This is a genomic window from Selenomonas sp. AB3002 (assembly GCF_000702545.1).
Taxonomy (GTDB): domain Bacteria; phylum Bacillota; class Negativicutes; order Selenomonadales; family Selenomonadaceae; genus Selenomonas_B; species Selenomonas_B ruminantium_A.
Window position 1 is genome coordinate 571,974 of sequence record NZ_JNIO01000008.1, and the last position, 13,147, is coordinate 585,120.

Annotated in this window: 13 protein-coding genes and 1 tRNA gene; 12 read left to right on the forward strand and 2 right to left on the reverse strand. The window is 54.6% G+C overall.

Annotated features, from left to right (window positions below):
• Positions 1–10 precede the first annotated feature (10 nt).
• Positions 11–754, forward strand: coding sequence for an adenosylcobinamide-GDP ribazoletransferase (cobS, locus tag P159_RS0110525; protein ID WP_029543871.1), 744 nt, complete (start codon positions 11–13; stop codon positions 752–754).
• Between the two features lie 43 nt (positions 755–797).
• On the opposite strand, the gene P159_RS0110530 is transcribed toward cobS, so the two are convergent.
• Positions 798–874: transfer RNA gene (locus P159_RS0110530), tRNA-Pro, on the reverse strand.
• 137 nt (positions 875–1,011) lie between these two features.
• On the opposite strand from P159_RS0110530, the gene P159_RS0110535 reads away from it, so the two are divergent.
• From P159_RS0110535 to ribF, 10 genes are all read left to right on the forward strand, one after another.
• Complete coding sequence (locus tag P159_RS0110535; protein WP_029543872.1) at positions 1,012–1,392, forward strand: universal stress protein; 381 nt, start codon at positions 1,012–1,014, stop codon at positions 1,390–1,392.
• Between the two features lie 221 nt (positions 1,393–1,613).
• Complete coding sequence (gene rimP, locus P159_RS0110540) at positions 1,614–2,075, forward strand: ribosome maturation factor RimP (protein WP_029543874.1); 462 nt, start codon at positions 1,614–1,616, stop codon at positions 2,073–2,075.
• 45 nt (positions 2,076–2,120) lie between these two features.
• Positions 2,121–3,263, forward strand: coding sequence for a transcription termination factor NusA (gene nusA, locus P159_RS0110545; protein WP_029543876.1), 1,143 nt, complete (start codon positions 2,121–2,123; stop codon positions 3,261–3,263).
• Positions 3,264–3,266: 3 nt separating this feature from the next.
• Positions 3,267–3,560 carry a YlxR family protein gene (locus P159_RS0110550; protein WP_029543878.1) on the forward strand — a complete coding sequence of 98 codons (294 nt, stop codon included), beginning with the start codon at positions 3,267–3,269 and terminating at the stop codon, positions 3,558–3,560.
• A 1-nt stretch (position 3,561) separates the two neighbouring features.
• The gene (locus tag P159_RS0110555) at positions 3,562–3,879 is read left to right on the forward strand and encodes a ribosomal L7Ae/L30e/S12e/Gadd45 family protein (RefSeq protein ID WP_029543880.1); all 318 of its coding nucleotides are present in this window, start codon (positions 3,562–3,564) and stop codon (positions 3,877–3,879) included.
• Positions 3,880–3,901: 22 nt separating this feature from the next.
• Complete coding sequence (gene infB, locus P159_RS0110560; RefSeq protein WP_029543882.1) at positions 3,902–6,409, forward strand: translation initiation factor IF-2; 2,508 nt, start codon at positions 3,902–3,904, stop codon at positions 6,407–6,409.
• An 82-nt stretch (positions 6,410–6,491) separates the two neighbouring features.
• A complete protein-coding gene (gene rbfA, locus P159_RS0110565) occupies positions 6,492–6,875 on the forward strand; it encodes a 30S ribosome-binding factor RbfA (RefSeq protein WP_029543884.1) in 384 nt (127 codons plus the stop codon).
• On the forward strand, positions 6,872–7,861 hold the full coding sequence (locus P159_RS0110570; protein WP_051650306.1) for a bifunctional oligoribonuclease/PAP phosphatase NrnA: 990 nt from the start codon (positions 6,872–6,874) through the stop codon (positions 7,859–7,861). The genes rbfA and P159_RS0110570 overlap by 4 nt, the downstream gene beginning before the upstream one ends.
• Positions 7,861–8,742 (forward strand): tRNA pseudouridine(55) synthase TruB, encoded by an 882-nt coding sequence (gene truB / locus P159_RS0110575; RefSeq protein ID WP_029543888.1) that lies wholly within the window; start codon positions 7,861–7,863, stop codon positions 8,740–8,742. The genes P159_RS0110570 and truB overlap by 1 nt, the downstream gene beginning before the upstream one ends.
• 21 nt (positions 8,743–8,763) lie before the next feature.
• Positions 8,764–9,702 (forward strand): riboflavin biosynthesis protein RibF, encoded by a 939-nt coding sequence (gene ribF, locus P159_RS0110580; RefSeq protein ID WP_029543890.1) that lies wholly within the window; start codon positions 8,764–8,766, stop codon positions 9,700–9,702.
• Positions 9,703–9,766: 64 nt separating this feature from the next.
• Here ribF and P159_RS0110585 read toward each other — a convergent pair whose 3' ends face one another.
• A complete protein-coding gene (locus P159_RS0110585; RefSeq protein WP_029543892.1) occupies positions 9,767–11,887 on the reverse strand; it encodes a Crp/Fnr family transcriptional regulator in 2,121 nt (706 codons plus the stop codon).
• 251 nt (positions 11,888–12,138) lie between these two features.
• Between P159_RS0110585 and P159_RS0110590 the strand changes: the two genes are divergently transcribed.
• The gene (locus P159_RS0110590; RefSeq protein WP_029543894.1) at positions 12,139–13,086 is read left to right on the forward strand and encodes a ribose-phosphate pyrophosphokinase; all 948 of its coding nucleotides are present in this window, start codon (positions 12,139–12,141) and stop codon (positions 13,084–13,086) included.
• The last annotated feature ends 61 nt before the right edge of the window (positions 13,087–13,147 follow it).

Genomic DNA, 13,147 nt, shown 5'->3' on the forward strand with positions numbered 1-13,147 from the left:
AGGGAACTCATTGCGCTTATTTTTTGTTGCCTTGCAATTTCTCACCAGAATCCATATTGTGAAACAAGATAGCTGGACGGCGGAGGATTTTGGTCATTCCACCAGATTTTTCCCTTTGGTGGGGCTGGTGCAGGGCGTCATCTACCTGCTCTTTGCCTGGCTGCTGCTGCCTGTTTTGGGACAGTCTGCTGTCTTTGCTTCCCTGATGCTCATTCTGACCATCATCATCACCGGGGGGCTTCACTATGATGGCTTCATGGATACCATGGACGGCCTGCTTTCCGCCCGCAGCCGGGAGCGCATGCTGGAAATAATGAAGGACAGCCGGGTGGGCTCCTACGGCGCCCTGGCAGCTATCTGCCTCATCCTGCTGCAGTGGTCCCTGCTGAGGGAGATAGACGAATCTCTTATCTTTCTGGCTGTCTATACCATGCCCCTGATAGGCCGCATGGGCATGGTGCTGGTAATCGCCGCCTTCCCTTATGCCCGTCCCCAGGGGCTGGGCAAGGCATTTGCCGATATGGCGGACAGGGGTACCTTGCTGGTAGCAGGTGTCACCACCCTGGCAGCCCTCATTCCTTTGGGCCAGGCGGCCATGGCAGCTCTGGCAGCAGGCCTGGCGGCAGCTTATCTCTTCGGCCACTATGCAAGCTCCAAGCTGGGAGGGGTAACAGGAGACGTCTATGGTGCGGCAGAATTGCTGACGGAAGCGACAGTGCTGGCCAGTATTTTGGCAATTGGCAAATTTGCATAGTAAAAGACCCGGCTTCCTAAAAGAAGCCGGGTTGAATTTCTTATGGTCGGGATGACAGGATTTGAACCTGCGGCCCCTTCGTCCCGAACGAAGTGCGCTACCAAACTGCGCTACATCCCGTTAGCTAGTGTAAATATTATATCACAAGCAAAGAGATTTTGCAAAGTGCAAGAAAATATTAGCGGGAAAAAGGAATTTTCGTGCCTCTTAACGAAATACACATCATAATACAAATGCAAGCGTGAGGAGGTTTTATCATGGGCAAGATAAATAAGATATTAGTGCCGGTGGACGGTTCCGTAAACGGCTGCAAGGCGGTTGATGAGGCCATCTTCTTTGCGGAAAAATGCAAGGCGGATCTTGATTTCGTATATGTGGCCAGCAATATCAACAAGGATATTCCCAGCCATATCGTCTTTGACCGCATTTGGGAGAAGATTCCTGCTGACCTGCGTGCGGCCAAGCATGTGGAAACCGGCAGCATCCACAAGGCTATCTTGAGAGTGGCAGAACAGGAGAAGAGTGACATGATCATCATGGGCAGCCGCGGTTTGGGGCTTTTCAAAGGGGCCCTCATTGGCAGCGTCAGCCAGAAGGTAGTGGAAGAGTCCACTATACCTGTAATGGTCATCAAGTAAACCTATAAATTTTGTGAATTTGTAGGTTTACAAGCTCTTTGGCACATGATATACTTAAGAAGTTGATTATGTACTTGAGTGTATTTTTAATCGTGAGTGCTTTGACTGACAGGTTTGACGTCATTTGAATTTAAGCGTTTTGGAAAGAGTGGGCTTAGGCTCACTCTTTCATGTTTATGTAAAGAACTTTCTTCAGGCAGCTCACAGATGGAGGTGGAAAGATGGCCCGCAAAGAAAATATCGAACAGCAGGTGGAAGAAATCGTCCTGGAACTGCTGGAGGGACAGAGCGAAATCGAGATGGTGGACGTGGAGTACGTGAAGGAACGTGACTGGTACCTGCGCGTCTTCATCGACAAGGAAGGCGGCATCGAGATAGATGACTGCCAGGCCCTCAGCGAGAAGCTGGAAGAGCGGCTGGATGCAGAAGACTTCATCACAGACAGCTACATATTGGAAGTGAGCTCCCCGGGCATTGACCGGGTACTCAGGAAGCAGCGTGATTTCCAGCGTGAGCAGGGCAAGAAGGTGGACGTAACCCTTTATGCTCCCCTGGAGGGCTCCAAGGAGAAGGATCTCACAGGAGTGCTCACCGGCTTTGATGAAGAGAGCATCACTCTGGACGAGGAACTGAAGCTGCCTTTGGAAAAGACAGCCCAGATTCGTCTGCATATAGATTTTTGACAGGTAATATAGGGCATAGCCCTTTGATTTAGGAGGAAAGTTATTTTGGCAAGAAGAGCTACTAAAGCTAAGGCGAAGGACAGCGGGCAGGAATTTCTCACTACCCTTCGTGAGTTGGGCGCAGAGCGCGGCATTGATGAGAATGTGCTTTTTGAGGCTATTGAGGCAGCCCTGATTTCTGCTTACAAGCGGAATTTCGCCTCTGCCCAGAACGTGCGCGTGACCCTCTCCCGTGAGACGGGACACTACCATGTGTACGCCATCAAGACTGTAGTGGATGAGACTGAGGATGAAATCACGGAGATTTCCCTGGCTCAGGCCCGCACCATTCGCCCCGAGTACGAGGTGGGTGACGTTATCGAAATCGAGGTCACTCCTGCCAACTTCGGCCGCATTGCTGCCCAGACTGCCAAGCAGGTGGTGGTGCAGCGCATCCGCGAGGCTGAGCGCGGCATCATCTACGACGAGTTCCAGAGCCGTGAGAGCGACATCATGAGCGGCCTGGTGCAGCGTGTGGAGAATGGCAATGTGTTCATTGACCTGGGCAAGACCGAAGCGGTGCTCACTCCTGCCGAGCAGATTCCCGGCGAGAGCTACGAGCATGGTGACCGCATCAAGGCTTTCGTGGTGGAAGTCAAGAAGACCAACAAGGGGCCTCAGATTGTGGTTTCCCGCACTCATCCCGGTCTTTTGAAGCGCCTCTTTGAACTGGAGGTTCCCGAGATTCAGGATGGCATCGTGGAAATCAAGTCCGTGGCCCGGGAGCCTGGCCATCGCTCTAAGATTGCTGTGTACTCCAGCGATGAGGCAGTGGATCCCGTAGGTTCCTGCGTAGGCTATCGTGGCATGCGCGTACAGGCTGTGGTGGACGAGCTGGGTGATGAGAAAATCGATATCGTGAAATGGAACGAAGATCCCGCCAAGCTCATTGCCAACGCTCTGAGCCCTGCCAAGGTGGTTTCCGTGGCAGTGAACGAAGAGGAGAAGGTTTCCCGGGTGATCGTGCCCGATTATCAGCTTTCTCTCGCCATTGGCAAGGAAGGGCAGAATGCCCGCCTGGCTGCCAAGCTCACCGGCTGGAAAATCGACATCAAGAGCGAGAGCCAGGCCGTGGGTGAAGTACTGGACGAGAATATGAGCGAGGTCCAGGTGGAAGGCGAGGAGTCCTTTACCGCAGAGGTTGAATAAGCCATGAAGACCAAGAAACTTCCTGAAAGATTCTGTTTGGGCTGCCAGCAGAGCCTGCCCAAGAAGGCCCTGGTGCGCATCGTCAGAAGCCCTGAGGGCGAATTCGCCGTGGATGTCACCGGCAAGATGCCTGGGCGCGGGGCTTATATCTGCCCCAAGGCTGACTGCCTGGCCAAGGCCCAGAAGTCCCGGGGGCTGGAGCGTTCCTTCAAGGGCAAGGTGCCCCAGGAGGTATACGAAAAACTGGCAGAGCAGGTTGCCTCTCTTGAGGCTGCTGCTGCGGAGGCACAGTCCTGATATGGCAGCTACCAGAGAACAGAGAATCGTGAATCTTCTCAGCATGGCCCAGCGGGCCCGCAGGATTGTTTCCGGCGCCTTTGCCGTGGAACAGTCCCTGAAGGCTCACAAGGCAGTCCTCCTGATTCTGGCGGAGGATACGGCAGAAGAATCCAGGAAAAAGTTTTTAGAGTTAGCCGATAAATACAAGGTTCCCTATATTGAGGTCCTGGACCGCGATATGCTGGGCTCATGCCTGGGCAAGGAATATCGCGCCATGGCGGCCTTGACAGACGCCGGTTTCGCGGCGCAGCTCAAAAAGCTGATGGAGGAACCATGAGAAAATAAACGGGGGTGGATCAATGTCAAAACGCAGAGTTTTTGAATTGGCCAAGGAATTCAATACAGATAGCAAGGTCGTGCTTGATATCCTCAAGCGCCATAACTATAAAGTCAACAACAACTTCAGCGGCGTAGGCGAGGCCGAGTACGAGGTGGTGAAGCAGGAACTGCAGAAGTCCGGCAAAGCCGCAGCTCCGGCACCGAAGAAGCCTGAAAAGGACTATAGCAGCCAAGATGGGCGTGTGAAGACGGAAAAGCATGACCAGCCCAAGGAGAAAGCCGCAGCAGAGAAGGCCCAGAAGCCTGCACAGGAAAAGGAAGAGCGCCAGATGCATCGAGAGCAGCAGCCCGTTCATAGTGAACGCAAAAAAGAAGAGCCGAAGAAGGAAAACCACTCTGAGCACCGTGACCATAACGACCGCAATGACCGCAATGAGAGAAGCGAGCGCAGTGGAGACCGTCAGGGCGGTGGCCGTGACCACAAGAATGATGGCAAGGGCGGCAACAGCAATGGCCGTGATGGGCGCAAAGGCAGCGGGCGCAGCGAGAAGAACGAGCGCGGCGGCCGCAAGGGCGACAAGAATGACCGCAATGGCAATAACGGTTTCAACAACAATGACCGCCGGGGTGGCCGCAAGAACAAGGGCAACAAGCGCGGCGGAGCTCCCCAGCCTGCACCGAAAGCTCAGATTGCCCGTCCTACCCATATCAAGGTAGGGGAGAGCATTGCTGTCAAGGATCTGGCTTCCAAGATGAGCTACACGGCAGCCGAGGTCATCAAGAAGCTCTTCATGATGGGCGTCATGGCTACCATCAACCAGGAAATCGACTACGATACGGCAGCTTTGGTGGCAGCCGAGTTCGGCGTGGCCTGCGAAGAGCTGCCTCCTGAGGTAGATCCGACCCTCATTCCCGAGATTGAGGACGATCCCAAGTCTCTGAAGCTCCGTCCTCCTGTGGTGACGGTCATGGGCCATGTTGACCACGGCAAGACCTCCCTGCTGGATGCCATCCGCAATACTTCCGTGTCCACCCATGAGGCTGGCGGCATCACCCAGCACATCGGTGCTTATCAGGTCATGTGCCAGGGCAAGAAGATTGTCTTCCTGGATACCCCGGGGCATGAGGCCTTCACGGCTATGCGTGCCCGTGGTGCCCAGATCACGGATATCGCTATCCTGGTGGTGGCGGCAGACGACGGCGTCATGCCCCAGACTGTAGAGGCTATCAACCATGCCAAGTCTGCTGATGTGCCCGTCATTGTGGCCATCAACAAGATCGACAAGCCCGGTGCCAACCCGGACCGCGTGAAGCAGGAACTCATGGAGCATGGCCTGGTGCCCGAGGAATATGGCGGGGACACCATCATGGTACCCGTTTCTGCCAAGAAGCGCATGGGTCTTGACAACCTGCTGGAAATGGTCCTGCTGGTGGCTGAGGTCAAGGAGCTCAAGGCCAACCCGAACCGCGATGCCCGCGGTGTCATTGTCGAGGCCAAGCTGGACAAGGGCCGCGGTCCTGTGGCTACCGTGCTGGTGCAGAACGGTACCCTGCGCATCGGTGATTCCATCGTTTGCGGCACCACCTACGGCAAGGTCCGCGCCATGGTCAACGACCGCGGCGACAACGTGAAGAAGGCCGGCCCCTCTGTGCCGGTGGAGATCCTGGGCCTCAACGATGTTCCCTCTGCCGGTGATATCCTCGCCGTGCTGGATGAGAAGCAGGCTCGCTCCATTGCCGAGGCTCGTGTGGAGCGTCAGCGCACCAAGCTTATCAAGGCCAAGAAGGTTTCCCTTGACGACCTCTTCCAGCAGATTCAGGAAGGCGAGATCAAGGACCTGAACATCGTGGTCAAGGCTGATGTGCAGGGTTCCGTGGAGGCTCTTAACAGCTCTCTGCTGTCCCTCAACAAGAACGACGAAGTGCGCGTGGCTATTGTCCATTCCGGCGTTGGCGCCGTCAACGAAAGCGATGTCATGCTGGCATCTGCTTCCAACGCCCTCATCATCGCCTTCAACGTGCGTCCCGATGCCAATGCCCGCAAGATGGCGGACAATGAGAACATCGATATCCGCACTTACCGCGTCATTTACGACGCCCTGAACGATGTGAAGGACGCCATGAGCGGCATGCTGAAGCCCAAGTATAAGGAGGTCATCCAGGGCCGCGTGGAAATCCGCAAGGTCATGAAGTTCTCCAAGGCACTGGTGGCAGGTTCCTACGTGCTGGACGGCAAGATCTTCAACAACTCCAAGATCCGCATCATCCGCGACAATATCGAAATCTTTGACGGCGAGATTGATTCCCTGCGCCGCTTCAAGGACGAGGTGAAGGAAGTGGCCGCAGGCTACGAGTGCGGTATCTCCATCGTGGACTTCCGCGACTTCCAGGAAGGCGACATCATCGAAGCCTACACCATGGAGGAGATTGCTACTTCCATTACCGAAGCCAACAAGGCCGCTGCCAAGCGCCGTGAGGAGCAGGCAAAAGCCGCTGAAGCTGCCAAGGCAGAAAACGAAAATAAATAAGCTGTAAATATTTGACAGGAAACGCAGGCTGGCACATAGCCAGGCCCTGTCGTTTCCTGTTTCTTTATGAGGAGGTGTTTCCATGAGCCAGCTGCGAGTGGAAAAAGTACAGGAACTGATGAAACAGGAGATTAGCTCCATTATCCTGCGGGAGCTCAAAGACCCCCGCATTGGCTTTGTGACGGTGACTTCCGTGGAGTGTACGGGAGATTTGAGGGAGGCAAAGGTCTACGTGAGCCTCATGGGCAGCGAGCAGCAGGTCAAGGACTGCTGGCAGGGCCTCCAGTCTTCCCTGGGTTTCATCCGCCGGGAAATCGGCAAGCGCATACGCCTGCGCTTCACCCCGGAAATCAGCTTTGTGGTGGACAAGTCCCTGGACTACAGTGCCCATATCCAGGAACTGCTGCTGAAGATCCAGGCAGAGGAAGGGCCCAAAGACGAGGAAGCAAAGGGTGAGGAAGCATGAGGCTGACTCTGGAAGAAACGTTGGCCATCCTGCAGGAAAGCGGGAAGGTAATCATCACTTCCCATGTGAATCCCGATGGTGATGCATTGGGTTCCTGTCTGGCCCTGGCCCATTATCTGAAAGACCGGGGGAAAGACGTTTCCGTTCTCATTGACGATGAAGTGCCCAAGGGCTTCCTGGTGCTGCCCGGAGCGGAAAAGATTACTGCTCCCGGAGAAAATGAACACTATCTGGCAGACCTTCTGGTAGTGCTTGATGCTTCCCTTGACCGTATCGGCAAGGTGGGGGAGGCTGTTTCCGCCCCCGTTGTCAACATCGACCATCACCCTACCAATGATGGCAAGGCAGAAAGGCTTTACCTTGACGGGGAAAGGGCCGCTACAGCAGAAATCATATACCAGCTGCTGGAGCTGGCAGGGGGAGAATTTGACAAGGACATAGCCATGGCTCTTTACACCGGCCTGGCTACAGACACAGGTTTTTTCCGGTTCTCCAATACCAATCCCCTCACCATGAGGGCGGCAGCCCGCATGCTGGAAGCAGGGGCGGAGCCCCATGTGATTTCCGAGTCGCTGGAGCAGCGCCCTTACTCCCATGTTAAAGGACTGGCAGATGCCCTGCAGCACATCGAAGTCTGGCATGGTGGCAGGGCTGCCGGGGCTTTTTTGAGCTATGAGACCATGGAGGGCATCGAAGCCACGGACGGTCTGATTGAGATGCTTCGCGTGATTGAGGGCGTGGAAATAGCCGTGGTCATGAAGTACAAGGAAGAGGGCAAGGCCCGGGTAAGCATGCGCTCCAAGGGGGCAGATGTCAGTGCCGTGGCCCTGCAGTTCGGTGGCGGCGGCCATGTCAAGGCGGCAGGCTGCGGCATAGAGAAGCCCTTTGAGGAAGCCAGGGCCATGTTGCAGGCGGCCATTGATGCCGCCTTGGCACCTACAGACCCGGTGGCAGGGGACGCTGGATCAGCCGGGGAGGAAAAGTGATGGCAGTTTCGGGTTTTATCAATCTGCTCAAGCCTCCCGGCATGAGTTCCCACGATGTGGTGGGCTTTGTGCGCAAAGTATTGAAAGAGAAACGGGTGGGACATGCAGGAACCCTGGACCCTGCGGCAGCAGGGGTCTTGCCCATAGCCGTGGGGCAGGCTGCCCGGCTCATAGAGTATCTGGAAATCACGGACAAGGCCTATCGGGCGGAAGTTCGCCTGGGCATCTCCACGGACAGCGGTGATGATACGGGGGAAGTGCTGGAAGAGCAGGATTTTGTTATGCCAGAAGCTGCTGCCATAGAAGTAGCTCTGGCAAAATTCCGCGGTCCCATCAAGCAGGTCCCTCCCGCCCATTCTGCCATCAAGATTGATGGCCAAAAAGCCTGCGACCTTATCCGGCAGGGGAAAGAGGTGGATATTCCAGCCCGGGACATAGTTATCCACAGGCTGGAGCTGCTGTCTCTCTGGGAAGGCGGCTTCCGCATTGATGTAGAGTGCTCCAAGGGCACCTATATCCGCAGCCTGTGCATGGATATTGGCAGCGCCTTGGGGATTCCCGCCCTGATGTCCTTCCTGGTGCGCCAGCGGGTGGGGAGCTTTCAGCTAGAAGAGGCCCTGACTTTGGAAGAGCTGGAAGTCAAAGGCGAAGAGGCAGTACTTGACCCTGAGCCTTTCCTCCATCATTTGCCCCGCTATGACCTGCGACAGGACAGGATGAAAGCTTTCCTGAACGGTCTTTCCACCACAGACAGGTTCTATCAGGGGGAGGCAGGTCCCCTGCGGGTCTACGCCGGGAACATTTTCCTGGGCATTGGGGGATACAATGGAAAAGACCAGAGCATCAGGCCCCATAAGGTCGTGCATACGGCAAGAAATTAAGCAGGGAGAGGGAACAATCCCATGGAAATCTACAATAAACTGGCAGACTTGAAAAGCAAATATCCCAAACTGGTGGTGGCCCTGGGCATGTTCGACGGGGTGCACACCGGTCATCAGAGCATTATCCAGCGGGCTGTGGAACTGGCACAGAAAATAGGGGGCAAGTCCCTGGTCTTTACCTTCAGCAATCACCCGCTGTCGGTGCTGGCACCAGACAGGATGCCTCCCCAGATTGGCAATAATTTCCTGCGGCAGGCCAGGCTGGAGGCCCTGGGGGTGGATGTGCTGATGAACATTCCCTTTACCAGGGCTTTCTCTCAGGTGAGCCCCGAGGACTTCCTGCTGCTTCTGCAGGCCCACTTTGCTCCCCGCTATGTGGTGACGGGAGCCAACTATACCTTTGGCGAGAGGGGCAGGGGAACCCAAAGGCTGCTCTTGCGGGCAGGAAAGGACTATGGCTTTGAGGCAGAAATCTGCCCCACAGTGCTGCAGGATGGCAAACCTGTCAGCAGCACCCGCATCCGGGAGTTTATCCAGTCAGGAGACCTGGCTTCGGCCAATACCTTCCTGGGCTATCCCTTGACCATGATTGAGCGGGTGCAGCATGGTGACAAGCGCGGACGGCTGCTGGGCTTTCCCACAGCCAATCTGGCCATAGGAGCAAATCGCGCTGTCCTGCCCAAGGGTGTCTATGCGGCTCTGGCCATGTATGAGGGCAAGTCCTATGCAGCGCTGGCCAATATCGGCAACAATCCCACCTTTGAAGGGGAGAGGGCTGTGCGCATAGAGGTCAATCTCCAGGATTTCAACAGGAATATCTACGATCAGATGCTAACGGTGCAATTCCTGCAGCTTCTGCGGCCCGAGAAGAAATTCTCCTCTGTGGAGCAGCTGATAAAGCAGATGCACAGAGACCGGGAAGCGGCAAAGAGTGTCTGGCTGAAGCATAAGAGCAATTGAAGAGAGCATACAAATAAGGCACCTCAGCAAAGGTGCCTTATTTGTGTGCGGGAAGTCAGAGACATCAAAGTTTCAGGAACTCGGTTTGCATACACACTTCCTCTGGCAGCTTGTCAGTCATAGTGAGTATCTTTCTGGTGAAGAGATCCAGGGTGCGTTTCCTCTCCCCGTGCAGGACAGTCCAACGCTCAATAAGGGGCTTGTACTGGGGATTGATGTTCAGGTTGTCCCTGTACTGTTTGGAGAGCGTGCAGTACTTGAAGAGGATTTCTCTGGCCACCTTGTTGAGCCTGGGCAGGCCTTCGGACTCGTTTTTGATATAGAGTTCGTACTCGGCGGAGAAGACATTGCGATAGTTGTTGCCGTTGCGTTTGAGGGCGGCTTTTACTTTTTCCTTCATGTCAGCAGAAAGGCTGGAGTTCTTTTTGTAGAACTGCAGATAGTTGCAGTACTCTGCTGTCAGGGATGGTTCGGAGATGTCGCTGTAGTGGACACCTTGGATGCGCTTGCACATTTCCCAACGGAACTGGGCGCACATCTTCACCATGGTGTCATCCAAATCTTCAGAATGAAGGATGGAAACAACCAGATGGGAAGGGGTAGTTCTCTTTCTGCCCTCTATTTCCTGCCACATGACGCCCCTGCTGCCGAAGTTGGGCATGAGGACAATGTAAGGCAGGACTTCCAAGTCGTATTCGAAGCGGTTGATTTTCAGTTCCGGGTAGGTAGCGAAGGTGGGGCGGTAGAAGCAGCTGTAGTCAATGGAGCGCACCCGGTCAAGGGCCTTGGTGACCCTTTCAGTGGAGGCCAGGCAGTTTTCCAGCGGACGGGTTACGGCTTCGGCATAGAAGGCAGGGATAAAGGAGAAAATGCTGCCGTAGGTCATCTTATTGGCACTGGTCATCATGTTGTTCAGTTCGAAGCTGGCCATAGCCTTGCGGTCGTTCAGCAGTTCATCTGCCTGTGCCTGCTTCATGGCACCCTGACGCACTTCTTCCTTCAGATGGTCGGGCCAGTCATTTTCGAACTCGTCCTTGGAGGGAGGAACCTCGCCACAGTAAATCTTTTTGAGCCAGTCATAGGCAGGCAGCACGCGGCCGTTGGGGTCATCTTCCCAAAGCAGGGCATATTTATACAGCAGGGCGGTGTTGTCTGCCCCGGCCAGTTCTTCGTCCACAAAGCCAAAGAGGAAGAACATCTTCACTTCGGCAGGCAGGTCGCTGGTTTCCAGGCTCTTGAAAAAGGCGGCTTCGTAAATCTTGTAGAAGGCCTGGGTGATGCCCATTCTCAGGCGCCGCATCTCGTCTGACTTCTCCGTCTTGTCCGGACATTTCATGAATTTCTTGATGTCCCTGGTGAAGGCGTCGCCGGTTTCCCTGTCGATGCCGGCATAAGCCAAAATAGTATTCAGGGCATTCTTTATCTGGGGCAGGTTGCCGCTGCCTGCTTCCATAGCTTCCCGCCGCTTGGCTTCGTCCACTTTGGCTTTCTGGGTGTGATATTCCGTGAGAAAATCATGGGTAGCTTCTGTGGCCTGGTGAATGAAATCGTCCATCTGGTCTATCTGAGGTTGTATGGCCTGGGCAAGGCTTGAGGCCAGCATGATAGTGCCGATGCAGAAATTTATGTCAGCGGGGTAACATTCCTTGCGCAAAAGCTCGTCTTTTTCCAGGCAGGTACGGCAAAGGGAAGCCTGCCAGCTTGTGAGGATTTCCGGTCTTTCGGGAGGTTCCAGGGAGGTGACAGCCTCATATTGGTTGGGCATCAGCATGAGCTTGGAGCAAACATCCCGGTAGTCTGTGTAGTTGGCCTTCATGTCGAGACACAGGTTCCGGCCTTTTTCATAGAGGGCTTCCAAGGTATCCAGCAGCTTGTTCAGCTTTTTGATGCTGCCTGAAACCATGACGGGAGCGATAGTGGGGGTGGCTTTGATGGCGGCGGCCAAATCTTCCTCTCCATTGTATTCATACTCAAAGAGGGTGCTGTCCTCTGCTGCCACATAATCATAGTCATAGACACTGCCGCTTTCATGGAAAGCGCCCAAAATGGTGCCGTTGCCCACAGTAAGGGCAAGTTCATCGCTATGGCGGATGGTAAAGCTGCCCCTGAGTATGATGGCTACGCTTTCAACAGTGTCACCCTTGTGATGCAGTATCTGCCCCTTGGAAATATCTCTCTTGCCCATGGTGCACAGGCCCTCCTTTTATTTTGATGCATTCTATTTTGCCGTGTATGTTTTAACATGAGTCTGAATAAAATATATATTCTATAACTTCTGCATCAAGGCAAAAATTCCTTCATTTTGGAAAAAAGACAAGGGGGATATATATTGCGATTTTTCCTTTACAGGCCACGCAAATAGTCATATACTAGAATAAATGGTCGCTGAGACCGAGGCAGATAACTTTATATGATGATTTGGAGGATTTTTAAAAAATGGCTTTAGACACTGGAAACTTATGCATCCTGACCGGCAACGCAAACCCGGACCTGGCCAAGAAGATTGCTGACCATATTGGCGTGAATCTTTGCGATGCATATGTCGGTCATTTCAACAATGGTGAGACCCAGGTAATGATCAGCGAGAGCATCCGTGGCAAGGATATCTTCATCATCCAGCCTACGTCCTATCCCGTCAATGACAACCTCATGGAACTTCTCATCATGGCAGATGCCTGCAAGCGCGCCTCTGCTCATAGCGTGACGGCTGTGGTGCCTTACTACGCTTACGCTCGCCAGGATCGCAAGACCCGTGGCCGTGAGCCCATCTCTGCCAAGCTGGTGGCCAACCTCATGACCACTGCCGGCGTGACCCGTGTCGTGACCGTTGATCTCCATGCAGGTCAGATTCAGGGCTTCTTTGATATCCCCGTGGATCATCTGGCTGCTGCTCCCGTCATCGCCAACTATTTCCGTTCCCAGAAGCTGGATGATGTAGTGGTGGTTTCCCCTGATCTGGGTGGTGTAACCCGTGCCCGCATCCTGGCTGACCATCTTCAGGCTCCCATTGCCATCATCGAGAAGCGCCGTCCGAAGCCGGGCTGCGCTGAGGTCATGAACCTCATCGGCGATGTGGCTGGCAAGACGGCAGTCATCATTGACGACATCGTGGATACTGCAGGTTCCCTCTGCGAGGGTGCCAAGGCCCTTGAGAAGCGCGGTGCCAAGCGCATCTTTGCTTCCTGCTCCCACGCTATCCTCAGCGACCCTGCTGTGCAGCGCATCAACGAGTCTCCCATTGAGAAGCTGGTCATCACTGATACCATTCCTCTGCCGCCGGAGAAGCAGTCTGACAAGATTGTCACCCTCTCCATGGCTGCTTCCATCGGTGATGTCATCATGCGCATCCAGAGCCACCGCAGCGTGAGCCAGCTGTTCCGCTGAGAAAACAATGTTTTTTCAACCTCGGCCTCAGGGCCGGGGTTTTTTGTGTCCGGCTGTTTTC